The sequence below is a fragment of the Micromonospora sp. WMMA1976 genome, from assembly GCF_027497335.1.
Classification (GTDB): domain Bacteria; phylum Actinomycetota; class Actinomycetes; order Mycobacteriales; family Micromonosporaceae; genus Micromonospora; species Micromonospora aurantiaca.
The window spans coordinates 463,770-489,712 of sequence record NZ_CP114912.1 but is presented as its reverse complement, the minus strand read 5'-3'; the positions used below and the strand labels follow the sequence as shown (position 1 = coordinate 489,712).

General features: G+C 73.9%; 20 protein-coding genes and 1 pseudogene. 14 read left to right on the top strand and 7 right to left on the bottom strand.

Translation table 11 applies throughout. The features are described from left to right. Positions 1–9 precede the first annotated feature (9 nt). The gene (locus O7546_RS02440; RefSeq protein WP_281600413.1) at positions 10–1,674 is read left to right on the top strand and encodes a phospho-sugar mutase; all 1,665 of its coding nucleotides are present in this window, start codon (positions 10–12) and stop codon (positions 1,672–1,674) included. Positions 1,675–1,761: 87 nt separating this feature from the next. Here O7546_RS02440 and O7546_RS02435 read toward each other — a convergent pair whose 3' ends face one another. Then, on the bottom strand, positions 1,762–2,436 hold the full coding sequence (locus O7546_RS02435) for a GPP34 family phosphoprotein (protein WP_194798627.1): 675 nt from the start codon (positions 2,434–2,436) through the stop codon (positions 1,762–1,764). A 97-nt stretch (positions 2,437–2,533) separates the two neighbouring features. Beyond that, positions 2,534–3,166, bottom strand: a complete 633-nt coding sequence (upp, locus tag O7546_RS02430) for a uracil phosphoribosyltransferase (protein ID WP_120571672.1) — start codon at positions 3,164–3,166, stop codon at positions 2,534–2,536. Positions 3,167–3,302: 136 nt separating this feature from the next. Between upp and deoC the strand changes: the two genes are divergently transcribed. The 10 genes and pseudogenes from deoC to O7546_RS02380 all read left to right on the top strand — a co-directional run bounded on the left by deoC (position 3,303) and on the right by O7546_RS02380 (position 14,978). Beyond that, positions 3,303–4,262, top strand: a complete 960-nt coding sequence (deoC, locus tag O7546_RS02425; protein ID WP_194798628.1) for a deoxyribose-phosphate aldolase — start codon at positions 3,303–3,305, stop codon at positions 4,260–4,262. Positions 4,263–4,267: 5 nt separating this feature from the next. Next, on the top strand, positions 4,268–5,698 hold the full coding sequence (locus tag O7546_RS02420; protein ID WP_194798629.1) for an aldehyde dehydrogenase family protein: 1,431 nt from the start codon (positions 4,268–4,270) through the stop codon (positions 5,696–5,698). Further along, positions 5,691–6,515 carry an aldehyde dehydrogenase family protein gene (locus tag O7546_RS02415; protein WP_194798630.1) on the top strand — a complete coding sequence of 275 codons (825 nt, stop codon included), beginning with the start codon at positions 5,691–5,693 and terminating at the stop codon, positions 6,513–6,515. Before O7546_RS02420 ends, O7546_RS02415 begins: the two co-directional genes overlap by 8 nt. 568 nt (positions 6,516–7,083) lie before the next feature. Beyond that, positions 7,084–7,530, top strand: coding sequence for a BlaI/MecI/CopY family transcriptional regulator (locus tag O7546_RS02410; RefSeq protein ID WP_194798631.1), 447 nt, complete (start codon positions 7,084–7,086; stop codon positions 7,528–7,530). 10 nt (positions 7,531–7,540) lie between these two features. After that, on the top strand, positions 7,541–8,446 hold the full coding sequence (locus tag O7546_RS02405) for a M56 family metallopeptidase (RefSeq protein ID WP_281600412.1): 906 nt from the start codon (positions 7,541–7,543) through the stop codon (positions 8,444–8,446). 107 nt (positions 8,447–8,553) lie between these two features. Continuing rightward, complete coding sequence (locus tag O7546_RS02400; RefSeq protein ID WP_194798633.1) at positions 8,554–9,801, top strand: cytochrome ubiquinol oxidase subunit I; 1,248 nt, start codon at positions 8,554–8,556, stop codon at positions 9,799–9,801. An 11-nt stretch (positions 9,802–9,812) separates the two neighbouring features. After that, positions 9,813–10,820 (top strand): cytochrome d ubiquinol oxidase subunit II, encoded by a 1,008-nt coding sequence (locus O7546_RS02395; protein WP_269696110.1) that lies wholly within the window; start codon positions 9,813–9,815, stop codon positions 10,818–10,820. Next, positions 10,817–12,496: a thiol reductant ABC exporter subunit CydD gene (gene cydD / locus O7546_RS02390; protein WP_281600411.1), complete on the top strand. Its 1,680-nt coding sequence runs from the start codon at positions 10,817–10,819 to the stop codon at positions 12,494–12,496. Before O7546_RS02395 ends, cydD begins: the two co-directional genes overlap by 4 nt. 20 nt (positions 12,497–12,516) lie before the next feature. Next, a pseudogene (gene cydC / locus O7546_RS02385) lies at positions 12,517–14,232 on the top strand (thiol reductant ABC exporter subunit CydC); the annotation flags it as partial. Positions 14,233–14,294: 62 nt separating this feature from the next. Beyond that, entirely contained in the window at positions 14,295–14,978 is a 684-nt protein-coding gene (locus O7546_RS02380) for a permease prefix domain 1-containing protein (RefSeq protein WP_194798636.1), read from the top strand. A 21-nt stretch (positions 14,979–14,999) separates the two neighbouring features. On the opposite strand, the gene O7546_RS02375 is transcribed toward O7546_RS02380, so the two are convergent. Continuing rightward, positions 15,000–15,341 (bottom strand): helix-turn-helix transcriptional regulator, encoded by a 342-nt coding sequence (locus O7546_RS02375; protein WP_194798637.1) that lies wholly within the window; start codon positions 15,339–15,341, stop codon positions 15,000–15,002. A gap of 145 nt (positions 15,342–15,486) precedes the next feature. Between O7546_RS02375 and O7546_RS02370 the strand changes: the two genes are divergently transcribed. From O7546_RS02370 to O7546_RS02360, 3 genes are all read left to right on the top strand, one after another. Next, positions 15,487–16,437 carry a DNA primase gene (locus tag O7546_RS02370; protein WP_194798638.1) on the top strand — a complete coding sequence of 317 codons (951 nt, stop codon included), beginning with the start codon at positions 15,487–15,489 and terminating at the stop codon, positions 16,435–16,437. Positions 16,438–16,477: 40 nt separating this feature from the next. After that, a complete protein-coding gene (locus tag O7546_RS02365; protein WP_194798639.1) occupies positions 16,478–18,874 on the top strand; it encodes a transposase in 2,397 nt (798 codons plus the stop codon). Between the two features lie 122 nt (positions 18,875–18,996). Then, positions 18,997–20,217 (top strand): ABC transporter substrate-binding protein, encoded by a 1,221-nt coding sequence (locus tag O7546_RS02360; protein WP_194798640.1) that lies wholly within the window; start codon positions 18,997–18,999, stop codon positions 20,215–20,217. A gap of 122 nt (positions 20,218–20,339) precedes the next feature. Here O7546_RS02360 and O7546_RS02355 read toward each other — a convergent pair whose 3' ends face one another. The 4 genes from O7546_RS02355 to O7546_RS02340 all read right to left on the bottom strand — a co-directional run bounded on the left by O7546_RS02355 (position 20,340) and on the right by O7546_RS02340 (position 25,458). After that, complete coding sequence (locus O7546_RS02355) at positions 20,340–20,933, bottom strand: ATP/GTP-binding protein (protein WP_030501201.1); 594 nt, start codon at positions 20,931–20,933, stop codon at positions 20,340–20,342. A gap of 1 nt (position 20,934) precedes the next feature. Continuing rightward, a complete protein-coding gene (locus O7546_RS02350) occupies positions 20,935–21,312 on the bottom strand; it encodes a DUF742 domain-containing protein (protein WP_030501200.1) in 378 nt (125 codons plus the stop codon). A gap of 100 nt (positions 21,313–21,412) precedes the next feature. Continuing rightward, on the bottom strand, positions 21,413–21,817 hold the full coding sequence (locus O7546_RS02345) for a roadblock/LC7 domain-containing protein (protein WP_013283992.1): 405 nt from the start codon (positions 21,815–21,817) through the stop codon (positions 21,413–21,415). Further along, complete coding sequence (locus O7546_RS02340; protein ID WP_269696108.1) at positions 21,814–25,458, bottom strand: nitrate- and nitrite sensing domain-containing protein; 3,645 nt, start codon at positions 25,456–25,458, stop codon at positions 21,814–21,816. The genes O7546_RS02345 and O7546_RS02340 overlap by 4 nt, the downstream gene beginning before the upstream one ends. Between the last annotated feature and the right edge of the window lie 485 nt (positions 25,459–25,943).

The window sequence follows — 25,943 nt, the reverse complement described above, 5'->3', positions numbered from 1 at the left end:
CATGAGGCAATGGCGGCGGAAACCACTGACCTTGACGACCTTCGCGTACGCGCCGAGCGCTGGCTCGACGACGACCCGGACCCGGCCGACCGCGACGAGCTGCGCGCGGTCCTCGACGGGCTGCCCGACACGGCGGCCGACCTGGCCGACCGGTTCGCCGGTCCGCTGACCTTCGGCACCGCCGGGCTGCGCGGCCCGCTGCGGGCCGGGCCCAACGGCATGAACCTCGCCGTGGTCACCCAGGCCGCCGCCGGGCTCGTCGGCTGGCTCGCCGCCCAGGGCGGCGAGGGCCCGCTGGTGATCGGGTACGACGCCCGGCGCGGCTCCCGTGCGTTCGCCGAGCGCACCGCGCAGGTCGCCACCGGTGCGGGCCGTCCGGCGCTGCTGCTGCCCCGGCCGCTGCCCACGCCCGTGCTGGCGTTCGCGGTCCGGCAGCTCGGCGCGGTCGCCGGCGTGATGGTCACCGCCAGCCACAACCCGCCGCAGGACAACGGCTACAAGGTCTACCTGGGCGCGCAGCTCGGCGGTGAGCTGGGCTCCGGCGCGCAGATCGTGCCGCCCGCCGACGCCGGGATCGAGGCGGCCATCCGCGCCGTCGGCCCGCTCGCGGCGGTGCCGCTCGGTCCGGCCGGTCAGGTACTCGGCGACGACCTGGTGGCCGCCTACGTGGAGCGGGCCGCCGCCGTGGTGGACCCGGCCGGACCGCGCGACCTGAAGGTGGCGTACACGCCGCTGCACGGGGTCGGCGGCGCGGTGCTGACCGCCGCGTTCGCACGCGCCGGATTCGGCGTGCCGGGCGTGGTGCCCGAGCAGGCCGAGCCGGACCCGGCGTTCCCGACCGTCAGCTTCCCCAACCCGGAGGAGCCGGGCGCGGTGGACCTTCTGGTCGCGCTCGCCGACCGCACCGGCGCGGACCTGGCCATCGCCAACGACCCGGACGCGGACCGCTGCGCGGTTGCCGTACGCGACGCCGGGTCCTGGCGGATGCTGCGCGGCGACGAGGTGGGCGCGCTGCTCGCCGACCACCTGATGCGGCGGGGCGTGACCGGCCTGTACGCCACCACGATCGTGTCGTCGGCGCTGCTGCGGGCCATGTCGGCGGCCCGGGGCCTGCCCTACGACGAAACGCTCACCGGGTTCAAGTGGATCGTCCGGGCCGGCGGCGGCCGGGAGCCGCTCGTGTACGGCTACGAGGAGGCGCTCGGCTACTGCGTCGCGCCGGAGCACGTCCGGGACAAGGACGGCATCACCGCCGCGCTGACTGTCGCCGAGCTGGCCGCCGGTCTCAAGGCCGAGGGCCGCACGCTCCTCGACCGGCTGGACGAGCTCGCAGCCGAGTTCGGTGTGCACCACACCGAGCAGCTCTCGGTCCGGGTGGAGGACCTGCGGGTGATCGCGGACTCGATGGCCCGGATCCGGGCGGCCACCCCTACCGCGCTGCTCGGGCAGCCGGTGACCGAGGCGTCCGACCTGCTCCCGGACGCCGACGTGGTGATCCTGCGCACCGGCGCGGCCCGGGTGGTGATCCGGCCGTCCGGCACCGAGCCGAAGCTCAAGGCGTACCTGGAGGTGGTGGAGCCGGTGACCGGCGGCGACGTGCCCGCGGCCCGGCAGCGCGCGCGTGCCGCGGTGACCGAGCTGCGCAACGAGATCGCCGCCGCCCTGGGCCTCTGACCCCTGCTGCGAGGAAGGGCCCCTTGTTGACGCCTGGCGTCAACAAGGGGCCCTTCCTCTACCGGAGGCATTAAGAAGGGGCCTTCCTCACCGCTTGCCGAGGGCGGCGTCGACGGCCTGGCCCAGCGCGGCGATGACCAGGCTGATCGACGGGCGTACCACGCTGTCGTCCAGGCTCACCGTGCCGGAGAACCCGGCGCCGGCGGCGATCTCCTCCAGGCGCCGGCCGGCGTCCTCGGCGGCCGAGCCGGTCAGCCCGAGCGCGGGTTCCATCCGCAGCACGGCGACCAGCGTCGCGAGCGCGGCGGTCCGCTCGTCCGGGAGCTGCCCGCTGGTCAGCGCGTCGGCCAGCCGCTGCCGGATGTCCGCCTCGACCGAGGCGTCGGCCACCGGGTAGCGGTGCACGTGGATGAAGCCCAGCTCGGTCTCGTCGACGTCGCGGACCACGCCCCGGCCGCAGAGGTCGGAGAGGATCCGGTCGCGCAGCCCGTGCCGCAGTCGCTGCACCCACGACGACGGCGTGTGCGGGGTGTCCGCAGCGATCTTGGCGAGTACGGCGTCCGCGATCGGCTCGCCGGTGGGGGCCGGGTCGACCACCGCCAGGTTCCCGTCCGCGTACGCGACCCGTCCGGCCAGGGCCAGCTCGACCAGCACCGCGGCGGCCATGCCCAGGTCCAGGCTGATCCGCGGCATGGTGGCCTTGCCGGTTTCGTCGTCATACGCGAGGAGCAGCAACTCCTCGGCGAGCGCAACACCAGTCATGGCCCGGAACGCTAGCGCCTCCCCGCACCCCCGCGCGTCGACTCGCCGGGTAGGGCCGGACACGGTGCGGAGGGCGTCCCTCCGCACCGGACCGGTCTCAGAAGCGGGGCATGCCGCCGAACTGGCGGTCGCCGGCGTCACCCAGGCCGGGGACGATGAACTTCGAGTCGTTCAGGCCCTCGTCGATCGAGGCGGTGACCAGGCGCAGCGGCAGGCCGGAGCGCTCCAGCCGCTCGATGCCGACCGGCGCTGCGAGCACGCACAGCACGGTGATGTCGGTGCAGCCGCGGTCGGCGAGCAGCCGGCAGCAGTGCTCCAGCGAGCCGCCGGTGGCGAGCATCGGGTCGAGCACCAGCACCGGCAGGCCGGCGAGGTCGCGCGGCAGCGACTCCATGTACGCGCGGGGCTCGTACGTCTCCTCGTCGCGGGCCAGGCCGACGAAGCCCATCGACGACTCGGGCAGCAGGCCGAGCGCGGCGTCGGCCATGCCGAGACCGGCCCGCAGCACCGGCACCAGCAGCGGCGGGTTCGCCAGCCGGCTGCCCTCGGTGGCGGTGACCGGGGTCTGGATCGAGTACTTCTCGACCGGGAAGGAGCGCGCGGCCTCGTACACCAGCATGGTGGTGAGTTCGCGCAGCGCGGCCCGGAACGACGACGAGTCGGTCCGGGCGTCCCGCATGGCGGTCAGCCGCGTCTGGGCGAGCGGATGGTCAATGACGGTTACGTCCACGATCGCTCAACCTACCGTTTGCCGGCCGGGCGCCGGGCGGGTGCGGTACGACCAGCGACACCGCTCACGTATGACGCTCACTACCGGTCGTTCGTGAGCAAGATCACTCGACTCGCGGGTGCGTACTATTCGGGGCATGACGGCGACAACGACGTCGGCTCGGTCGGACCTCACCGAGCTGGGACGATCCGAGACCGCTCTGCGGACCTTCCTGCACGGCCTGCCCGGCGTGGACCAGGTCGGCGCGGAGCAGCGGGCGGCACAACTCGGCACCCGCTCCATCAAGACCACGGCGAAGGCCGAGGCGATCGACCTGGCGATCCGGATGGTCGACCTGACCACGCTGGAAGGGGCGGACACCCCGGGCAAGGTGCGGGCGCTGGCGGCCAAGGCGCTGCGCCCCGACCCGTCCGACCCGAGCTGCCCGCACGTCGGCGCCGTCTGCGTCTACCCGTCGATGGTCCCGTACGTGGCGGAGGTGCTGCGCGGCAGCGGCGTGCACCTGGCCAGCGTGGCGACCGCGTTCCCGTCCGGCCAGGCGCCGCTGCAGATCAAGCTCGCCGACGTGCGCGCGGCGGTCGAGGCGGGCGCGGACGAGATCGACATGGTGATCAACCGCGGCGCGTTCCTGGCCGGGCGGTACGCCGAGGTCTACGACGAGATCGTGGCCACCAAGGAAGCCTGCGGGGACGCGCACCTCAAGGTGATTCTGGAGACCGGCGAGCTGGCCACGTACGACAACGTGCGGCGGGCGTCCTGGCTCGCCATGCTCGCGGGCGGTGACTTCATCAAGACCTCCACCGGCAAGGTCCCGGTCGCTGCGACCCTGCCGGTGACGCTGGTGATGCTGGAGGCGGTCCGCGACTTCCGCGCCGCCACCGGGCGCCAGGTCGGCGTCAAGCCGGCCGGCGGCATCAAGACCACCAAGGACGCGATCAAGTACCTGGTCATGGTCAACGAGACGGTCGGCGCGGACTGGCTGAGCCCGGACTGGTTCCGGTTCGGCGCGTCGAGCCTGCTCAACGACCTGCTCATGCAGCGCACCAAGCTGACGACCGGCGTCTACGCCGGCCCCGACTACTTCACCCTGGACTGAACGCGATGTTCGAATACGCACCCGCCCCCGAGTCCCGCTCGGTGGTGGACATCAAGCCCTCGTACGGGCTCTTCGTCGACGGCGCGTTCGTCGACCCGGCCTCCGGCGGCAGCTTCAAGTCGGTGAACCCGGCCTCCGAGGAGGTGCTGGCCGAGATCGCCGAGGCGGGCACCGACGACGTGGACCGCGCGGTCCGCGCCGCCCGGAGCGCGTACGAGAAGGTCTGGGGTCCGATGCCGGGCCGGGACCGGGCCAAGTACCTGTTCCGGATCGCCCGGATCATCCAGGAGCGCTCGCGTGAGCTGGCGGTGCTGGAGTCGCTGGACAACGGCAAGCCGATCAAGGAGTCCCGCGACGTCGACCTGCCGCTGGTCGCCGCGCACTTCTTCTACTACGCGGGCTGGGCGGACAAGCTCCCTCACGCGGGCTTCGGCCCCGACCCGAAGCCGCTCGGCGTGGCCGCGCAGGTCATCCCGTGGAACTTCCCGCTACTCATGCTGGCGTGGAAGATCGCCCCGGCGCTGGCCGCCGGCAACACGGTGGTGCTCAAGCCGGCCGAGACCACCCCGCTGACCGCGCTGCTGTTCGCCGAGATCTGCCAGCAGGCCGATCTGCCGGCCGGCGTGGTGAACATCGTCACCGGCGCCGGCGACACCGGCCGGGCGCTGGTCGAGCACCCGGGCGTGGACAAGGTGGCGTTCACCGGCTCCACCGAGGTCGGCCGCGCCATCGCCCGCTCGGTGGCGGGCACCCGCAAGAAGCTGACGCTGGAACTGGGCGGCAAGGCCGCGAACATCGTCTTCGACGACGCACCGATCGACCAGGCCGTCGAGGGCATCGTCAACGGCATCTTCTTCAACCAGGGGCACGTCTGCTGCGCCGGTTCCCGGCTGCTGGTCCAGGAGTCGGTCGCCGACCGGGTGCTGGAGTCGCTCAAGCGCCGGATGGCCCAGCTCCGGGTCGGTGACCCGCTGGACAAGAACACCGACATCGGCGCGATCAACTCGGCCGCGCAGCTCGCCCGGATCCGGGAGCTGTCCGACGCCGGGGCCGCCGAGGGCGCGGAGCGCTGGTCGCCGCCGTGCGAGCTGCCCGAGCGCGGCTTCTGGTTCGCGCCGACCATCTTCACCGGCGTCACCCAGGCGCACCGGATCGCCCGCGAGGAGATCTTCGGCCCGGTGCTGTCCGTGCTGACGTTCCGCACCCCGGCGGAGGCCGTCGAGAAGGCCAACAACACACCGTACGGGCTGTCGGCCGGGATCTGGACCGACAAGGGTTCCCGGATCCTGTGGCTGGCCGACCGGCTGCGCGCGGGCGTGGTGTGGGCCAACACGTTCAACAAGTTCGACCCGACGTCGCCGTTCGGCGGCTACAAGGAGTCGGGCTACGGGCGCGAGGGCGGCCGGCACGGGCTGGAGGGGTACCTCAATGTCTGAGCGGGTCGCGGTACGCAAGACGTACAAGCTCTTCATCGGCGGGAAGTTCCCGCGCAGCGAGTCGGGACGGTCGTATCTCGTGCAATCCGCGAACGTGTCTCTTGCCTCCCGGAAGGACGCGCGGGACGCCGTCGTGGCCGCCCGCGCCGCGGTGAAGGGCTGGGCCGGGGCGACCGCGTACAACAGGGGCCAGATCCTCTACCGGGTCGCCGAGATGCTGGAGGGCCGGCGCGAGCAGTTCGTCGCCCTGGGCGTCCCGGCCGACGAGGTGGACGCGGCGATCGACCGCTGGGTCTGGTACGCCGGGTGGTCCGACAAGCTGTCCCAGGTGTACGGCGGGGCGAACCCGGTGGCCGGCCCGTACTTCAACCTGTCCGCGCCGGAGCCCACCGGCGTGGTGGCGGTGGTCGCCCCCGAGGAACCCGCGCTGCTCGGCCTGGTGAGCGTGATCGCCCCGGCGATCGTCACCGGCAACACGGTCGTGGTGGCCGCTTCCCCGGCGGCGCCGCTGGCCGCGGTGACGCTGGCCGAGGTGCTCGCCACCTCCGACCTGCCCGGCGGAGTGGTCAACATCCTCACCGGCCGGCTGACCGAGACCGTGCCGACGCTCGCCGCGCACATGGACGTCAACGCGATCGACCTGACCGGCGTCGCCGACGCCGACCTGGCGGCCGACCTGGAGATCAAGGCCGCGGAGAACCTCAAGCGGGTGCTCCGGCCGGCCCCGGCCGACCGCGACTGGTACGCCGACCCCGGCATCACCCGGATGACCACGCTGCTGGAGACCAAGACGGTCTGGCACCCGAAGGGCGTCTGACCGACGCAGCCCGGTCCGGCCCGAAGTGGCGGCACACCCCCAGCCGGGTTGCCGCCACTTCCCGTTCCCGCGCTTCCCGCGACTGTTGTCGATCGCACCCGCGCCGGGCAAGATCGACACCACTTCCCCGAGGTGGCCACATCCAACCGACACCGGACAGCACCACTCTTCCCCGAACCGGCACCAACCTCGCCCTCCCCCATGCACCAAGGTCAACACCAGCACGGCGAAGTGGGCCGATCAACCCGCCCCGAATGCCACCACCTCCCCGAACTGGCATGGATCTTGCCGGGGCGCGCGCACGAGGCCAGCACGATCAACACCACATCCCCGAAGTGGATGCATCGAGCGACCCGGGACAACACCACTTCCCCGAGGTGGATTGGATCTTGGCGGGGCGGCCCGAGGACCGCGTGATCGACACCAGCACGGCGAGGTGGCTGCATCGAGCCGCCTCGGACCGCACCACCTCCCCGAGCTGGTGTTGATCTTCGGGAGGGAGGGACGGCGAACGGAACCGGGGACCGGGGCGGCGGAGGGGATCTACTACCGGGGGTAGGATTGACGGGTGACTCGGCTGGGGGACCTTGAGCGTGCGGTGATGGACGTGCTGTGGGACGCGGCGCCCGCCTCGTCGGGCGGGGTGACCGTACGCGAGGTCGCCGACGCACTGGACGGCCGGGAACTCGCCTACACCACAGTGATGACAGTGCTCGACCGGCTCGCCGGCAAGGGCATGGTGCAGCGCGAGCGGGAGGGCCGCGCGTGGCGCTACCGTCCGGCCGCCACCCGTGAGGCGCACATCGCCCAGCTCATGCTCGAAGCCCTCGACCTCGGCGGCAGCCGGGACGCCGCACTCGTACGCTTCGCCCGCTCGGTGACCGGCACGGAGGCGGACGTGCTCCGCGCCGCGCTCGGCGCCGAGGCCGGGGCGACTGTCGAGGACGGACCGGCCGGCCGGGTCGAGAACCCCCGGTCCGGCCGGCCGGCGCTCGACGAGGCGACGGACCGGTAGGGCGGCTGCCGTGGCGTACGCCCTGCACTTCGCCGCGATCATCCTGGCCTGCTGGCTGACCGCGCAGGTCCTCGCCGCCGCGCGCTGGACCTGGCGGGCGCCTCGCGTGGCGATCCTCTGCTGGCAGGCGGTCGGGCTGGCGCTCGGCCTGTCCGCCATGGGGCTGCCGATGGCGCTGGGGCTCGACGCGTACGACCGGGCGACCGGGTACGCGCTGCTGGCCCTGGCCGACGACCTGGCCCACGGCACGCTGCCCGCCGGGGTGGGCGCGGTGCACCTCAGCCTGGTCGGCGTGGGTCTCGGCATCGGCGTGGTGCTGCTCACCACGACGGTACGCAGCCTGCACGGGGCGGTCCGCGCCCAGCGCCGGCACCGGGAGCTGCTGCACCTGGTGGCCCGGCGTGACCCGACGGTGCCCGGCGCGCTGGTGCTCGACCACCCGAGCGCGGCGGCGTACTGCCTGCCCGGGGTGCGTCCCCGGGTGGTGGTGAGCGCGGGCACGCTCGACCTGCTCGACCCGGCCGAGCTGGCAGCGGTGCTGACCCACGAGCGCGCGCACGCCCAGGAGCGGCACGACCTGGTGCTGCTGCCGTTCACCGCGCTGTGCCGGGCACTGCCCTGGTTCCAATGGGTGCGGGACGCGCACGCGCGGGTGGCGCTGCTGGTCGAGATGCGCGCCGACGACAAGGCCCGGGAGCTGCACGCGGACGCACCGCTGGCCGGTGCGCTGCGCCGGTTCGCCGCCGCCGAGCACCGGGTCCAGCCGGCCGGCACGCTCGGACTCGGCGACCGCGACCTCGACGTACGCGTGCAGCGGCTGCTCGTCGCGGACCGCCCGCCGCGGGTGCTCGGCGCGATGGCGCTGGCTGTCGCCGGCACGCTCGTCTCCCTGCCGTTCGCCCTGTTCCTGAGCTGACGTCGCCCCCTACGGGACTTCTCCGGGTTCGCGCGCCCCTATAGGTAGCGAGGCTACGTGTAGGTTGGCTACGACAAGAGAGCCAACCCATGCATGGGAGGACGACAGTGGACCCGCTGCTCCTCGCCCGCCTCCAGTTCGCCACCACCACGTCGATCCACTTCCTGTTCGTGGCGGTCACGCTCGGCCTGGTCACGCTGCTGGTCGGGTTGCAGACGGCCGGCTACCTGACCGGCAAGCCGGTGTACGAGCGACTGACCCGGTTCTGGGGCCAGCTCTACGTGATCAATTACGTGCTCGGCATCGCCACCGGCATCGTGATGGAGTTCCAGTTCGGGTTGAACTGGAGCGGGCTGTCGCGCTACGTCGGGAACGTGTTCGGCGCGCCGCTGGCCATCGAGACGCTGGTGGCGTTCTTCCTGGAGTCCACGTTCCTCGGCATGTGGATCTTCGGATGGCACCGGCTGCGGCGCGGCGTGCACCTGGCGCTGCTCTGGGGCGTGGCGATCACCGCGTACGCCTCGGCCTTCTGGATCATGGTGGCGAACGCCTGGCTGCAGAACCCGGTCGGGTACGAGGTCCGCGACGGCGTCGCCCACCTCACCGACTTCGGCGCGCTGCTCAGCAACCCGACGTTCGGCATGGCGTTCGGCCACGTGATCTCGGCGAGCCTGGTCACCGGCGGCCTGCTGATGGCCGCGGTGAGCGCCTGGCACCTGCTGCGGCGTACCCCCGACTACGCGCTGTTCCGCACCTCGCTGCGGCTCGGCCTGGTCACCGCGGCCCTAGCGGTCAGCATGCTCCAGGGTTTCGGCTTCGCCCAGTTCGGGCCGGTCGGGCAGCTCCAGCCGACCAAGTTCGGCGGCGGCCCCGACCGGGACGCACTCGTCGCCGACTGGACCGCCCGCTTCGGCCCGGGCGACTGGGCACCGCCGGTGCTCTCCGACGTCGCCCTCGGCTTCATGATCCTGATCGGCTTCACGCTCGGCGCCCTCTGGCTGCTGCTGCCGCTGCTCTGGCGGGACTGGATCATCAGGTTGAAGGCGCCGCTCTGGCTGATCCTGCTCGGCCTGCCGCTGCCCTTCGTGGCGATGCTGCTCGGCTGGATCGCCCGCGAGGTCGGCCGCCAGCCCTGGGCGGCGTACGGGCTGCTGCCCACCGCGCAGGCCGTCTCGCCGGTCTCACCGGGGCTGATGCTCACCTCGCTGATCGGGTTCAGTCTGCTTCTCGGCGCGCTCGCGGTGACCAACTGGACGCTGATGGCCCGGCACGCGGCCCGTGGCGCGCAGGACCCCGCGCTCGGCCGCCCGCCCGCGCCCGACAGCGACGCCCACCACCAGCCCGTGTTCGTCTGAGGGAGCCCGCCGTGGAACTCGCCTGGTACGCCCTGCTCGGCCTCTTCTTCGCCACCTACCTGGTGCTCGGCGGCTACGACTACGGCGTCGGCCTGCTGCTGGCCCGGCGCGGCCCGGCACCGGGCAGCCGGGCCACGCTCACCGCGCTCGGGCCGTTCTTCCTCGGCAACGAGGTCTGGCTGGTGGCAGCCGTCGGCATCCTGTTCGGCGCGTTCCCCCGGCTGGAGGGCGAGCTGCTCTCCGGCTTCTACCCGGCGGTGCTCGCCGCGCTGGCCGGTGTGGTGCTGGTGACCGCCGGGGTGCAGTTGCGCAGCCGCCCGGCCTCCGCCGCCGCCCGCGCCCGCTGGGACCGGGTGGTGGTGGTCGGCTGCGTGCTGGCCGCGCTGGGCTGGGGCGCGGTGCTCGCCGGGCTGCTCCAGGGCGTGCCGCTGAGCGCCGACGGCCACGTGGTCGGTGTCGGTCACCTCGCCACCCCGTTCGTCGCCGCCGCCGGGCTGGCGCTGCTCGCGCTGGTGGCGGTGCACGGTGCGACGTTCCTCACGCTCCGGCTGCCCGCCGCCGAGGCCCCGGCCCTCGCCCGGCTGGCGAGCGGCCTGGTGCCCGCCGCACTGGTCGCGGTCGGCGCGGCCACCGTCCTGGGCGTGCTCTCCGATCGGGTACGCGCCGCGGTGGCGCGCCCGGCTGTGGCCGTACTCCTGCCGTTGGCGCTCGTGGCGGCGCTGCTGGCGGCCCGCGCGGCGCTGCGGCGGGGCCGGGCCCTGGCGGCCTTCGCCGCGACCGCGACCGCGCTGGCGCTGCCCGCGCCGCTGATCGGGGCCGCGCTCTGGCCCCGGATCCTGGTCTCCGCAGGCGACCCGGCGGCGTCGCTGACGGTGGCCGAGGCGGCCGCCAGCCACCCGACGCTGGCGCTGTTGGGATGGCTCGCGCTACCGCTCCTGCCGGCCCTACTAGGCTTTCAGGCGATGTGCTGGTGGGTGTTCCGGGGACGGATCGACGGCAGGGCACCGGTGTACTGGTGAACCGCCGCCCGTTCGACCCGCGTCTGCTGCGTCGGGTCCCCGCGGCCCGGCGCGACCTCGCCGTGCTCGCGGTGCTGAGCGGGCTCACCGCGCTGCTGGTGATCGCTCAGGCCACCGCGCTGGCGACGCTGCTGGCGACGGCGTTCGACGGGCGGCTGCACCGGCCGGCGCTGGCCGGTCTCGTGGCCGCTGTGGCCGGGCGGGCGCTGGTGAGCTGGGCGCAGGGCACAGTCGCGGCGCGGGCCGCCGCCACGGTGAAGGCGGCGCTGCGCGCCGACCTGCTCGGCGCGGTCGGCCGGCACGGCCCGACCTGGGTCGCCGGGCAGCGGGCCGGGCAGCTCGCCACGCTGGCCGGGCGTGGCCTGGACGCGCTGGACCCGTACTTCACCGGCTACCTGCCGCAGCTCGTGCTGAGCGTCACGGTGCCGGTGGCCGTGCTGGCCCGGATCGTGTTCGCCGACTGGAGCTCGGCGCTGATCATCGCGCTCACCATCCCGCTCATCCCGATCTTCGGCGCGCTGCTCGGCTGGCAGGCGCAGGCCGCCACCGAACGGCAGTGGCGCCGGCTGTCGCTGCTCGGCGGGCACTTCCTCGACATGGTCGCCGGGCTGCCCACGCTGCGCGCGTTCGGCCGGTCCAAGGGGCAGGTCGACGTGGTACGCCGGATGGCCGACGGCCACCGCCAGGCCACCATGAAGACGCTGCGGATCGCGTTCCTGTCCGCGCTGGTGCTGGAACTGGTCGCCACGCTCTCCGTCGCGCTGGTCGCGGTGCCGGTCGGCATCCGGCTGCTCGGCGGCGGCCTCACGCTCTCCACCGCGCTGCTGGTGCTGCTGCTCACCCCGGAGGCGTACCTGCCGCTGCGCGCCGCGGGCAGCCGGTTCCACGCCAGCATGGAAGGACTCACCGCGCTGGACGAGGCGCTCACGCTCTCCGCCGCCGACGCGCCCGCCACCGCCGAGCCACGCCGTCCGGCGCCGCGCGGCTCGGGCGAGATCCGCTTCGAGGGCGTCACAGTCGCGTACGACCGGACCACGGCGCTGCGCGACGTCACGCTGACCATCCGGCCCGGCGACCGGGTGGCGATCATCGGACCCAGCGGCGCGGGCAAGAGCACGCTGCTCAACCTGCTGCTCGGCTTCGTCGCACCGACCTCCGGCCGGGTCACCGTCGACGGGGTGGACCTGGCCGGCGTCGACCTCGACGACTGGCGGCGCGAGCTGGCCTGGGTGCCGCAGCGGGCGCACCTGTTCGCCGGATCGCTGGCCGACAACATCCGCCTCGGCGCACCGGACACCTCCGATGCCACGCTCGCCGCGGCGGTCACCGGCGCCGCGCTGGACGAGGTGGTGGACGCCCTGCCCGACGGGCTGGACACCCGCCTGGGCGAGCGCGGTCACGGCCTGTCCAGCGGTCAGCGGCAGCGTGTCGCGCTGGCTCGCGCGTTCCTCCGGGACGCGCCGATCGTGCTGCTCGACGAACCGACCGCGCGGCTGGACAGCGCCAGCGAGGCGGTCGTGCTGGACGCGACCCGGCGGCTGGTCGCCGGGCGTACCGCGCTGCTCGTCGCGCACCGGCCCGCGCTGCTCGCCGACGCCGACCGGATCCTGCGGGTCGAGGACGGCCGGGTCACCGAACTGCACCCGACCGCCACCGGCCCGGCGGTGCCCCGATGATCCCCGGCGGGGAACGGGCGGTGCTGCGACTGGCCCGGCCCTACCTGAGCCGGCTGCTCGGCGCCGGGCTGCTCGCCGCCGTGACCGAGTTCGCCGGCCTGGCGCTGATGGCCACCGCCACCTGGCTGCTGATGAGCGCCGCCGGCCGACCGCCGCTGGACCGGCTGACGGTGGCCATCGTCGCGGTCCGGGCACTGGCGGTCAGCCGGGGCGTGTTCCGGTACACCGAACGGCTCGCCGGGCACGACGCCGTCCTTCGCATGATCACCGACGTGCGGGCCCGCGTCTTCGCCACGCTCGCCGCCCGGCGCGAGACCGGCCGCCGTACCGGGGACGCGCTGAGCCGCCTGGTCTCGGACGTGGAGGCGGCCCAGGACCTGCTGCTGCGCGTCCTCGTGCCCGGCGCGGCGGCGGCACTGGTCAGCGTGCTCGCGGTCGGCGTCGCCGCGCTGATCTCACCACCGGCCGCCGGGGTGCTCGCGCTCGGACTGCTGGTGGCGGGAGTGGCGCTGCCCGCGCTCGCCACCCGGATCACCCGCCGCGCCGCCGACGAGGTGGCCCCGCTGCGGGGCGCGCTCGCCGTGGACGCGGTCGACCTCACCCACGGCGCCGCCGACCTGGCCGCGTTCGGGGCCACCGGCGCCGCGCTCGCCGCCGCCGACGAGCGGGCCGGACGACTGGCCCTGCTGGAACGCCGGCTCGCAGCGGCCGGCTTCGCGGTGGACGCGCTCGGCGTCCTCGTCGGCGGCCTCACCGCCGCCGCCGTGGTGGTCGTGGCGCTGCGCGCCGAGGTCGGCGGCGTGCTGGTCGGCGTCCTCGCGGTCGGCTCGCTCGCCGCCGTGGAGGTGGCGCTCGCGCTCGTCGCGGCGGCCCGCCAGCGCACCCAGCTGCGGGCCGGGCTGGCCCGGGTCGCCGACCTGCTCACCGAGCCCGGCCCGGCGACGCCACCGGACGCGCCGGAGCCCACCGTCGACGGCCACGGCGTGCGGTTCGCCGACGTGACGGTCCGCTACCGGGCCGGCGCCGCCCCCGCCCTGGCCGGGTTCGACCTCGACCTGCCGGCCGGCCGCCGGGTGGCGGTGGTCGGGCCGAGCGGCGCCGGCAAGAGCACGCTCGCCGCGGTGCTCACCGGCGCGGTACGCCCCGACACCGGCCGTGTCACCGCCGGCGGCGTGCCGGTGTCCGAGATCCCGGCCGAACATCTGCCCCGGGTGGTCGGCGGCCTGCTCGCCGAGGCGTACGTCTTCCACGCCACGGTCCGGGAGAACCTGCTCCTCGGCCGCCCGGACGCCACCGAGGCGGACCTGGTCGCCGCGACCCGGGCGGCCGGCCTGCTCGACTGGGTACGCGAACAACCCGACGGCTGGGACACGGTGGTCGGCGAGCAGGGCGGGCAGCTCTCCGGCGGGCAACGGCAGCGGCTCGCGCTGGCCCGGGCGCTGCTGGCCGCCCCGCCGGTGCTGGTGCTCGACGAGCCGACCGAGGGGCTCGACCCGGCGGCCGCCGACGCGGTGCTGGACTCCACGCTCGCCGCGACCCCGGCCGGGCACTCGGTGCTGCTGATCAGCCACCGGCTCAGCGGCCTCGCCGGGTTCGACGAGATCGTGGTGCTCGAAGGCGGCCGGATCGTGCAGCGCGGCCGGCACGACGAGCTGGTGGCACGCCCCGGCTGGTACCGGGAGCAGTGGCTGCGCCAGGAGGCGGCCGAACGCGGCTACCTGGCGATCACGCCCTGACGCCCGGCCGATCGGGGTTTTCCCTGACGCGGGTTGCCGCCCGCCGGTGGCAGGCTTGCCCCATGCGGGTGCATGAGGAGGCAGTGGTCGACCAGCGGCTGCACGAGTTGTCCACGCGGTTGCACGGGCCGAACCGGCTCAAGACCGACCTGCTGACCGAGGCGCGGCACGCGCTGGAGGACGCCGTCGAGGCGTACCGGGAAGGGGGCCTGCCGCGCGCGGAGGCGCAGCGGCGGGCGGTCGCCGAGTTCGGCAGCGACGCCCAGCTCGTGCCGGGTTTCCAGGCCGAGCTGGCCGTCGGCGCGCTGCGCGGGCTGGCGCTGCGCACGCTCGTGGTGGCGGTGGTGCTCATCGCCGCCGGTGACCTGACCTGGCAGGGGTCGAGCTGGAGCGACGGTCCGCCGCCGCCGCAGAGCTACCTGCTGCTCTCCGCCGCGCTGAACGGCATCTGGGGCGTGGTCGCCGCGCTGGCGCTCGCCGGGCTGCTGGTCGGTCCGCTGGTCGCCCGGTGGGGTTCACCGCGGCTCGTCCGCCCGGCGCGACTGATCGGTTTCGGTCTGACCGGCAGCCTGCTGCTCGGCGCGGTCGCCGGCGGCGCGCTGTTCGGCTGGTCGATCGGGCTGTGGGACGCCGCGCTCACCTGGCCACCCCTGGTCATCGGGATGGTGGTGGTCTCGGCGGCCTGGTTCGCGCTGGCCCGGGCGGCCCGATGCTGGGTGCTCGCCGATCGCCGGTCGGCCGGCTGAGCGGCTGCCGACGCGCCCCCGTCAGGCCGGTGCGGTGGGCGGCTCGTCCGCGCCGAGGAACCGCCCGACGGTGGCGCTGAACTCGTGCCACCCGGCCCGCTCCCCGGCGAGCGCGCGACCGCCCGCCTCGGTCAGCTCGTACGTACGGCGCTCCCGGCCGTTGACGGTGCTCCACGTGCTCGCCACCAGCCCGGCCCGCTCCAGCCGGCGCAGCGCCGGATAGATGGTGCCGGTGGGCAGATCCAGCGTGCCGCCGCTGCGGGCCCGCAACGCCTCGATGATCGCGTAGCCGTGCAGCGCGCCCCGTTCCAGCACGGCGAGCAGGAGCGCGTCCAGGTGTCCGTGCAGCGCCTGCGCCTTCATGTGTAGCAACGCTACTTGTCGTGCCGCCGCGACGCCAAGGGGTGCGACTCCCGGTCGGAACCGTCGCCCACTAGGGTATGTGCGCAGAGTCACTCGGCGGCGCGACGCCGCCGGGTGGGCAACCCGAACGCACACGGAGGTCAGCGTGGCCCGCCAGTCGCCCCAACGGCCCGACGCCGACGAGCCCGAGCTCGACGACACCGACGCCGCCGCCGCGGCCGACGAGGTCGAGGAGGACCGCCCGCCGGCGGACCGCGCGCTCTGGGAAGAGGTGCGGATCGACCCGGTGGAGATCGCCCTGCCCGCCGGCACCGGCTTCACGCTGCGGGCGTACCGGCCGGCGCGCGAGCTGACCCCGACCGACGTCGCCGAACGCGACCAGGACGACCCGTTCCTGGCCCGCCGCCAGGTCGTCGAGACCGAGGAGGACGAGGAGGTGGTGATCCTCGACGAGGAGTTCGCCGCCCTCTCCGCCGAGGAGGACGACGAGGACGAGGAGAAGGACGCCAAGTCCCGCCGCAAGGGCAAGGCCGACGCCTCGGACGAGGAGAAGGCCGAGGACGACGAGGACGACTCCGAGGACGAGGACGACGAGGACGAGGCGGGCGACGAGGAGGTGCCGCTCTTCCTCACTCACAAGGGCCGGCTCCTGCTGTTCAAGACCCCCGAGTCATTGGTCACTTTCATCCGTTCCGGCGCGCCGAACGATCTGTCCCAGCTGGACAGTTGGAATGAACTGTCCGAACGGCTGGAACCGGCCGACATCGCCCCGCTGGACGAGGACACGTACGAGCTCGACCTGGTGGTCGAGAACCTGCGCGGCGGCCACGACGCGTGGGACCACGAGCTGCTCATCGAAGCCGGTGAGATCGCCCGTGACCTGGCGTACGCCCTGCGGCTACCCGCCGTGCTGGACATGCTCTCGGCGGGCTCCAGCCTGGACGACCTGGACGAGGCTCTGCGCGCTTCCGTCAACGGTGGCGTCGGTGGTTTCCTGGGTCGACGCCGGCTGAAGAAAATCGGGGCACAAACCGCAAGTTTGGGTTGGCGCACCATTGTCGGCAAGATCTCTGCGGTTGTGGACTGGCGCGACTGACCCGGAGCGGGGAGCATCAGTCTCTGGCAGAGCAAGACCTGTGTCCCGGGAGGAGGACGACGCCGTGGCGCTCGTGCGCGTGTACTGCGGTCTGGCCTCGGCAGATCCGGCCGACCGAACGGCTTCGGCCGGAACGACGCTTACGTCCGCTGTGGTCGACGACGCAGGCCGTCTGCTGCACGTCTGCGAGATCGGTGACGATCCCGCCGGTTACGCCCGGCTGGTCGCGCTGCTGGTGGAGCGGTCCGGCGGTCCGAGCGGCGCGGCCATCGCCGCCGACAGCGACGACCACATCGTCACCTCGCTGCTGAGCGCCGCCGGCCGGCCGCTGGCGATCGCCGACGACGACTCGGTCGACGACTTCGCCGAGCGCTTCGCCGACGACGACTCCCTGGAGGAGATGCAGTCCCCGCCCGCCGAACGCCGCGCGGTCGGGCTGGCCCGCGCGCTCCAGGCCGGCGCGCTCTCCGCGGTGACCCTCCCGGCACCGCGTGAGCTGGCCGGATACACGCAGGTCCTGGCCGCGCACGCGGCGCTGGCGAGCGGCCGGCACTCCGCCGCGGTGACGCTGCGCGAGGTGCTCCGCGAGCTCTACCCGGCCGCGCTGCGGGCCTACCCGGATCCTGCCGACCGGGTCGCCCTGGCGGTGCTCGACGCGCTGCCCGAGCCGGGCATGCTCACCGGCCCCGCGGGCCGTGGTGGCGCGCCGGCCGCCGACGCGGTCGTCGCGCATCTGGCCGGCGAGGGAGTGGCAGACGCCGACGCCGTCTCCGACGCGGTGACCGCGCTGCGCGTCGCCATCTCCGAGACGCCCCGGCGGGCCACCGTCAACCGCACGCTCACCGCTGCCGTCGCCGAGACCGTACGGCAGGCCGTCGCCTCCGTCCGCACCTGTGACGCCGGCTGCGACGCGCTCGTCGGCGCGCTCGCCGAACGCACCGCTCCCGCTCCCGCGACCGGCCGCCGGGCCGCCGCGCGACGGGGCGAGCAGGTCGACGAGCTGGCCCCGGCGCCCGCGGCCGACCTGCGTCCGGTGCGCTCGATCCCGCCGGAACCGATCGCCGAGCCCCACCTCGGTCGTCCCGAACCGGCCGGCGCACCCGAACCGGCCGGCCGTCGCGGCCGTCCCGAACCGGTCCCCGGCGGGCGGCGCAGCCGTCCGGAGCCGGTGTCCGGTCCGGCCGCCACGACGACGCCCCGGCCGCTCGGCCCGCCGCCCGTCGCGCCCGCGCCCGTCACGCCGCCGCCCGTCGCCCCGACTCCGGTCACGCCCGTCGCTCCGGCAGCCGCACTGGGCCGGCCGTCGTCGGCTCCCCCGGCGCGGCCCGAGCCGACCGGCGCGCCGCTGCCGTCGCGGGTGGACGGCCCCACCAACCGGCCGATCTCCGCGCCGCCACCGCCGCCCCCCGGGATCACCCCGATCGCCCCGTCCCCGCGCGGCGCCGTACCGCCCGCCGAGGCTGGCGAGCCGTTCCGGCCGACGCTCACCACCGCGGCCATCAACAAGGCGCGGGCCGAGCGGCAGCGCACCGTCATCCCGCCCCGGCCGAAGACCAACCAGCACCAGGAACCGCCGACCGGTGGCTTCAGCGCCACCGACCTGAGCATTCCGGTGCCGGCCCCGCGTCCGCCCGCGCCGGAGGCGCCGCCGGGCTCCCGGGCGAACTGGCCGCTGGTGAACAACGAGGACGACACCGCGCGGGAGCGGGAGGGCACCACCTACCCGTACGGGCGGGGCGTGGACGCGCCGAGCGACCCGGGCCGGGTCACGCCGCCGTGGCTCGCCGACGACCTGCCGCAGGAGCCGCCGATGCTGCGGCTGGTGGAGCCGCCGCCGCTCGCCGACCGGGCGCTGCGCGACGAGATGAGCCGCTCGGCCGACCCCGGTCTGGAGACGCCACCGCTGCGTCTCGTCGACCAGGGTGACCCGGGCCGCGTCCCGCTGCCCGCCGCGCCCGAGCGGCGTCCCGCACCGAAGGAGCACCGGCCGCCGCCGGTCTCCGACGAGGGTGACGGCGACCTGCTGATCTTCGCGCAGGCCAAGTCCGCCTGGTTCGTCGGGCACGGCGACGAGGCCGACCTGGAGTGGTCGAGCACCGCCGACACCGGCTGGCAGGCGGCCGAGCAGGCGGCCCGTCCGGCCGTCGGCGCCGAGACCAAGGCCGGGCTGCCGAAGCGCGTGCCGCAGGCCAACCTGGTGCCGGGCTCCCCGCTGCGCGAGGAACGTCCACTGCGGATCGTCCGGAACGCGGCGAGCCTCGCCGAGAACACCACCGGATACTTCCGGGGCTGGCGGCGCGGCCAGGAGATCGGCGGCTTCGCCGTGGGCGGCCGTCCGGGCCGCGAGGCGGCCGGCGGCTGGGACTTCACCCGCGACACCGGTGACCGCGACGACGACCGGGAGTACGAGTACCGCTCGGCGGGCTACCGCTCCTGACCGGGCTCCCCGGGGGTGTTTCATCCCACACCGGGGCGATTTGACGCTGGGCTGGACCGGCCGGGAACATACCCGGCGGACCAGCGGCGGCGCCTGTTCGCCGGGGTGGGAAGGCGATTCCATTGGCGACACCGGCGTTCGACTCCACTGTGCTCACCCGGCGGGGCGTCCTCGCCGCCGCTGCCGGGAGCCTGCTGCTCGCCGGCTGCGCTCCGCAGGGCCAGCGGCCGGAGGACGGCCCGTCCAGCAGCGCGCCGAGCGACCAGGATCTGATCGTCGGCGCGAGCCTGGAGCTGACCGGAGCGGGGTCGCTGCTCGGCGTCGCCCAGCGGCAGGCCCTGCAGCTCACCGCCGACTCGCTCAACCGCACCGGCCTGCCGGTCGGGAACCTGGTCCGGTCGGTCCGGCTCCAGATCCTGGACAACGGCAGCAATCCCGAGGTCGCCGCCCGGCACGCCGCCGACCTCACCCGGATCGGCGCGCAGGCGTTGATCGGCGGTGTACTGGGCGAGACCTCGGCGGCCCTCGCGGCGGCCGCCCAGCGGGTCAAGACGCCGTTCCTGTCGCTCGGCTACGGTGACCGCATCGTGCTGCCGCTGGACGAGCGCACGTTCACCTACAAGCTCACCCCGGACGCCGTCGACATGGCACGTCGCCTGGTGGAGCTGTTCGAGTCCAAGAAGATCCGGCGGGTGTCGGTGCTCGCCACCGACGGGATGCACGGCGACTCGGGTGTGCGGGCGATGCGGGAGGCGCTCGCCGACAGCACCGTCGACCTGGCCCGCACGGTACGCCTGCCGGCGACCGGCCGGCGTTTCCGTGCCGCCGCCGAGCGCGTCGCCGGCGGCCAGCGGGACGGCGTGGTGGTCTGGGGTACCGCGCCGGACTCCGGAGTCGCCGCGCGGGAGCTGCGCGCCGCCGGTCACCGCGGCCCGATCTTCTTCGACGCCGGCGCGGTCGCCGACGACACCGTCCAGGGCGCGAACGCCGCGGCCGTGGAGGGCGCATACGCGGTGCACCCGGCCTGCCTGGACGTCTCCGCCGCCACCGCCACCACGACGGCGCAGCTGGCCCGCAGGGACTTCGTCAACCGCTACACGCAGCGGCACGGCGTCAGCCCGGACTTCGCCCCGTACGCCTCGGACGCGCTCCAGCTCCTCGCCACGTCGGCGCGGATGGCGACGAGCCTGGACCGGGGCCGGCTGCGGGCCCTCCTCCAGGCGCAGACCGTCGAGGGCATCGCCGGCGGGTACGCGTTCAGCGCCGACCGGCACGGCGGCATGGAGCCCGACTCGCTCGCCGTGTACCAGGTGTTCCGCGGCACCTGGACCCGGTACGCCTGACCCCGCTCACCGCCCGGTGACCGTCCCGTGGAGGGTCACCGGGCGGTCGCGTACCGTGTCCGACCCCGGACGGCAGGAAGCGCCCGGTGGCCCTGAGGCCGCCGGGCGCTTCCGCGCGTCGGTCAGGCGGGCGCGACGGCCCGCGAGCGCCGCATGGTGAGCACGTACTCGACCAGCGAGATCAGCACGTGCTTCGTGGACTCCCGGTTACGGGCGTCGCACGGCACCACCGGCACGTCGCGGGAGATCGCCAGCGCGTCCCGGACGTCCTGCGGATCGTGGTACTGCATGCCGTCGAAGCAGTTGATGGCCACCAGGTACGGCAGCCGCCGGTGCTCGAAGAAGTCGATGGCGGCGAAGCAGTCGGCGAGCCGCCGGGTGTCGACAAGCACCACCGCGCCGATCGCACCCCGGACCAACTCGTCCCACATGAACCAGAACCGCGTCTGACCCGGCGTACCGAACAGGTACAGGATCAGATCCCGGTCGATCGAGATACGACCGAAGTCCATCGCCACCGTGGTCGTCGTCTTGCCCGGCACCTGCCGGGTGTCGTCGACGCCGACACCGGCGGAGGTCATGATCGCCTCGGTGGTCAGCGGCGTGATCTCGGAGACCGAGCCGACCAGCGTCGTCTTGCCGACGCCGAACCCACCGGCGATAACGATCTTCGCCGACGTCACTCGGCCGCTCGGGGCCGGCGGCCGGTGCGACATGTCAGAGCCTGCGAAGTCCACTCAGCACCCTCTCCAGCAGTTCAGTGCCCACCGCGTCGTCGGAGTCGTCCAAAATGGTCGGCTCGTGGACCGCGACCAGGCCGTCCGTCGCCATGTCGGCGATGAGCACCCGGGCCACGCCGAGCGGAAGCTGCATCCGCGCCGCGATCTCGGCGAGCGACTGCACACGTCCGTCACACAACGCGGCGATGTACTGGTGTTCACGACCGTGGCCACCATTGCCAGTGGCAACCGCTCGGCCGCGCACCGTCGTCTCGACGAGTGCCTCCAGGGCGATGTCGAGCCGAGGGCGGGTACGACCGCGGGTAACGGCGTACGGCCGGACCAACGCTCCGGTCGGCTCGTCACGATCCGCCATTTCGCCGCTCACCTCCCTCGTACCCGGCACCGGCTCGCCCCGGTGACATCCGTCGCTGTCGTAGTTGTTCCCGCACCTGACCCACCGGCCAGCGCGTCATTCAGCCCATCATCCCCACAGCCGTGCGCGGCTGCGGCGTCAGGGCATCGCCCACCCGGTCCACGAGCAGGGCCATCTCGTACCCGACCTGACCCACGTCGCAGCTCCGCGCCGCCAGCACCGCGAACGACGAGCCGTCGGAGATGGACATCAGGAACAGGAAACCGTTGTCCATCTCGACGACTGTCTGCAACACCGCCCCGCCCTCGAAGCAGCGGGCCGCGCCCTGGGTCAGGCTGACCAGACCGGACGCGATCGCGGCGAGCTGGTCGGCGCGGTCCCGCGGAAGGTCACGGGACGAGGCCAGAAGCAGGCCGTCGGCCGAGACCGCGACCGCGTGCGCCACACCGGGCACCCGGTCGGCGAAGTTGGCGAGCAGCCATCCGAGATCCTGCGTAGTAGTCATCCTTGTTGCTCCTTCTGCCCGCTCCCGGCCACCGGGCCTGAGTCAGACTGCGAGGACTGCTGCCCGCCCGGAGTGCCCTCCGGGCCGGTCGTGTTGCTGTCGGTGTTACGCCCGCGCTGCACGCCCCGATGGTAGGCCGAGAGCAGGCCCCGAACACCCTCCGGAGTACGCCGCTGCACCGACGCGGAAGGCTTCTCGATGCTGCCGGGCACGAGCTGCGCCATCGGCGTCCGCTTCGGCAGGCCCTTCCGGGTGGTCTCCGCAACCGGGACCTCGGTGGCCGCCGAGGCGGCACGCCAGCCGTCGTCGGCCGCCGTCTGCCACGGGGAGGAGGACTGCGGCGACGCGGTCGGCTGCCGGGTGGGCAACCCGCCGGTGTACGCGGGACGGGTGTTCCCGTTCGCCGCGCCGTTGTCACGCGGTGCTCCGCCGGCCGTCGGAGTGTGTGCCATCGGCGTGTTACCTGTCGTTGCGGGTGTCTTCTGCGGCACGGGCCGGCCGGCCGTGTCCACCTTGGCGAACTGCTGGGTGGCGGCGCCGCCGTTCGTCGTCGCGGCCGGGGCCGCCGGCTCCTCGTTGGGCCCGGGCCGGCGGGTGCGGAACCACGCCGACTCCAGCTCCCGGAAGATCGGCAGCTCCATCGTCTCGTCCGCGTACCGCTGGCGGTTGCCCTGCTGCTGCGGCGCGGCCGGACGTGCCGCCGGGGCCGCCGGGCGGTTCGCCGCCGGGGCCTCGGCCGGCCGGCTCGCGGCCGGAGCGGCGGACGGCTGGCCGGCCGCCTGCTGCGGGGTGGCCGGAATCTCCGTGCGCGGCACCCGGGGCAGCTCGGTGGTCATGTCCATGCCACCGGTGGCCCGTTCCGGCGCCGCCGGAGCCGGGGCCGGCGTGACCGGCGGCCAGACCGGCGGGGCGCTGACACCCGGTGCGGGCATCGGACGTGCCTGCGGCTGGTTCGCCGGCGGCGCGGAGGCGGGGTACCCGGCAGCGGGCTGCCCGGACACCGGCGCCGGGTGCCCGGAGACGGGCGCGGCCGAGACCGGGCGGTACGGCAGCGGGTCACCGGAGACCGGTGCCGCGGAGACCGGGCGGCCCGAGAACGGGTCACCGGAGACCGGCGCGGCCGAGACCGGGCGGTACGGCAGCGGGTTACCGGAGACCGGCGCGCCGGAGACCGGGGGCAGTGGCGGGGCCGACACCGGCGGGACCGGCGGCGCGGAGACCGGCGGCGGGCTGTAGGGCCGCGCCTCCGGGCTGCTCGGCAGTTGGCGCGGGATCGCCGGCTGCTGCCCGGTGCTGCCCGGGTCGCCGTCGGCCGGGTTGCGCCGCTGCGGCAGCGGGTCTGTCGACTGGCCGTTGGGCCGGCCGCCGAATCCGCCGTCACCGCCGGACGGGCTGGCGCCGGTCAGGTCGGACCAGGCCGGCATGGCACGGCCGCCACCGGCGTTCGCCGGGGTGCCCGAGCCGTTGCGCGGCGCCGGGTCGAACGCGCGTCCGCCGAGCGTGACCTGGTTGCCCGAGGAGCCCGGGTGGGGCGCCGGCGGCAGGCTCGGCGGGTTGTTGTTGCCGAAGGCCGCCAAGGCGCCGAAGGCCGGTGCCGGGCCGTTCTGCTGCGGACCCGCGGCGGGCAGGGCCGGACCGGGCAGGCCACGGCCGGCCAGGGCGCGCGGCACCAGGACCGAGGTCGGCAGCGTCACGTCGGCGACGGTGCCCCGGTCGGCGCCCGGCCGCAGCTCGACCCGGACGCCGTGCCGGGCGGCCAGCCGCGCGACCACGACCAGGCCCATCATCCGGGAGACCGCGACGTCCACCTGCGGCGGCGTGGCCAGCCGCTCGTTGAGGTCGCGGAGCTGCTCCGGGCTGATGCCGATGCCGCGGTCCTCCACGTAGAGGGAGGCGCGGTCGCCGACCCGCCGGGCCTCCACCATGACCTGCGAGTCCGGCGGGGAGAAGGCGGTGGCGTTGTCGAACAGCTCGGCGACCAGGTGCACCAGGTCGTTGACCGCGTGGGCGGCGACCTCGATGTCCCGGTCGATCACGCCGAACTCGATCCGGGTGTAGTGCTCGACCTCGGACTGGGCGGCGCGCAACACGTCGATCAGGGCGGCGGGCTCGCGCTGCACACGGGTGGAGTCCGCACCGGCGAGGACCAGCAGGTTCTCGTCGTTGCGGCGCATCCGGGTGGCCAGGTGGTCGAGCTGGAACAGCTCGGCCAGCCGGTCCGGGTCCTCCTCGCCGCGCTCCAGGCGGTCGAGGTGGCCGATCAGCCGGTCGACCAGGATCTGCGAGCGGCGGGCCAGGTTGACGAACATGGTCGCGACCGAGGCCCGCAGGGCGGCCTGCTCGGCGGCGGTCCGGACGGCCTCCAGGTGAACGGCGTTGAACGCCTCGGTCACCTGGCCGAACTCGTCCTTGCTGCGTACCGGCAGCGGCTCGGCGATCTGGTTTGCGAGTTGCACCGGGGAGAGCTGGCCGGTGACCTGCGGGTCACGCAGCCGGGCGACCGCCTGTGGCAGCCCGTACTGAGCCACCGCCAGGGCGCCCTGGCGCAGGTCGCGCAGCGACCGGGCCATCGAGCGGGCCACCAGGTACGCGAACAGGATGGCCAGCAGCAGCATGGTGAGCAGCAGGCCGGTCTCCAGGAACACCTGGCGCTGGGTGTCCGAGCGCAGCGCGTCGGCCTGGCGGACCACGTTGCCGTCGAGCCGGGCCTCCACGGTCCGGATCAGCTTGGCGTTGGCGACCATGGTCTGGTCCCACTGGTCCGACCCGAACGGGGCGTTCTCCATCGAGCCGTTGTTGTTGCCCGAGACGAAACTCGTGAAGCGGTCGGCCTTGCGCAGGTCGGGCCCGGAGACGGTCTGCTCGTAGAACAGCTTGTCTGGCTCGGTGGCGACCGACTGGAAGGTCGCCAGCGACTGCGACTGGCCGGTGCCGCTGGCGATGAACTGCTCGCGCAGCGCGGCGGTGTACTGGTTCTGGGTGAGCGCCTGGTGGACGACGACCCGGCGCTGGGTCAGGTATTCCTTCTGCCGGGCCACAGCGGCCGCCGCGCGCATCCGGTCGCTCAGGTCGTTGTTACCGGCGAGCTGGGTGGCCGAGTCGCGGATGGCCAGCAGATCCTCGATCAGCTGCCGGTACGCCTGGTCGGCGTCATTGATCTTCAGCTTGCCGTTCAGCACCTGGCTGCGGGTAGCCGGAAGATCCTTCAGCTGGGTGTCGATCGTGTCGAGCAGCCCGACGAAGTTGCGGGGCAGGTCGTCGATCTCGCCACGCTGCCGCAGGTACGGCGACTTCGCCTGGTCCACCCGCTGGTTGGCGCGGTTGTAACCCTCCTGGTACTGCGCCCGGGTCTGGAACTCCTTCGCGCCGAGGAAGAGCACGGCGCCGACCCGCTCGTCCTGCACGGTGTCGACCAGGTCACCCGAGTAGCCGATCAGGTTGGCCAGATCCCCCGCCCGGTTGGCATTGTTGAGCGTCTCCAGGTGGTCGACCAGACCACTGGTGCCCACCACGACCGTGGCGATGGTCGGCACGATCATGATCAGACCGAGCTTGGACCAGATCGGCATGTCGCGCAGCCGACTCATCGGCCGGCGCAGCCGCGACAGGAAGGAGCCCGCCGTCGTTGGCCGTTTGCTCACGTCACCGCCCTCGCATTACCGCGCCCAGCGCCACCCTGAGGGCAACGCCGAGCGACCGACCCGGCGGGTCGGACCTCCGAGATTCCATCACGCCGCTCCGCAAAGAGAAAGACCAGGTTGTCCCTCACCGGAGGTGTGATGAGATGTTGATGCAATTTGATAGCAATCCGTCTGGCCGGAGTCACTGAAGGTAATGGAACACCCGCACCGCGTCGTCCTGCTCGCCGGCCCCTCCGGGTCCGGAAAGTCATACATAGCCCAGCGAACCGGACTTCCGGTGCTCTGCCTGGACGACTTCTACAAGGACGGCGATGACCCTACGTGTCCGCGCCGAAACGGACAGGTGGATTGGGAGTCCCCCTTGTCCTGGGATTCGGACACGGCGGTGCAAACAATCGCCCGACTGGCTCGTGAGGGCAAGGCCGAAGTGCCGGTTTATGCGATCGGCGCAGACCGTCGGGTAGCCACCCGGCCATTCGATGTCG

What these genes read in the sequence shown, in the direction of transcription:
- O7546_RS02345 (WP_013283992.1), bottom strand. Translation starts at nt 21,817, where the DNA reads ATGACTACTACGCAGGATCTCGGATGGCTGCTCGCCAACTTCGCCGAC.
- O7546_RS02440 (WP_281600413.1), top strand. Translation starts at nt 10, where the DNA reads ATGGCGGCGGAAACCACTGACCTTGACGACCTTCGCGTACGCGCCGAG.
- O7546_RS02380 (WP_194798636.1), top strand. Translation starts at nt 14,295, where the DNA reads ATGCGGGTGCATGAGGAGGCAGTGGTCGACCAGCGGCTGCACGAGTTG.
- O7546_RS02375 (WP_194798637.1), bottom strand. Translation starts at nt 15,341, where the DNA reads ATGAAGGCGCAGGCGCTGCACGGACACCTGGACGCGCTCCTGCTCGCC.
- O7546_RS02420 (WP_194798629.1), top strand. Translation starts at nt 4,268, where the DNA reads ATGTTCGAATACGCACCCGCCCCCGAGTCCCGCTCGGTGGTGGACATC.
- O7546_RS02435 (WP_194798627.1), bottom strand. Translation starts at nt 2,436, where the DNA reads ATGACTGGTGTTGCGCTCGCCGAGGAGTTGCTGCTCCTCGCGTATGAC.
- deoC (WP_194798628.1), top strand. Translation starts at nt 3,303, where the DNA reads ATGACGGCGACAACGACGTCGGCTCGGTCGGACCTCACCGAGCTGGGA.
- O7546_RS02350 (WP_030501200.1), bottom strand. Translation starts at nt 21,312, where the DNA reads ATGGCGGATCGTGACGAGCCGACCGGAGCGTTGGTCCGGCCGTACGCC.
- O7546_RS02415 (WP_194798630.1), top strand. Translation starts at nt 5,691, where the DNA reads ATGTCTGAGCGGGTCGCGGTACGCAAGACGTACAAGCTCTTCATCGGC.
- O7546_RS02355 (WP_030501201.1), bottom strand. Translation starts at nt 20,933, where the DNA reads ATGTCGCACCGGCCGCCGGCCCCGAGCGGCCGAGTGACGTCGGCGAAG.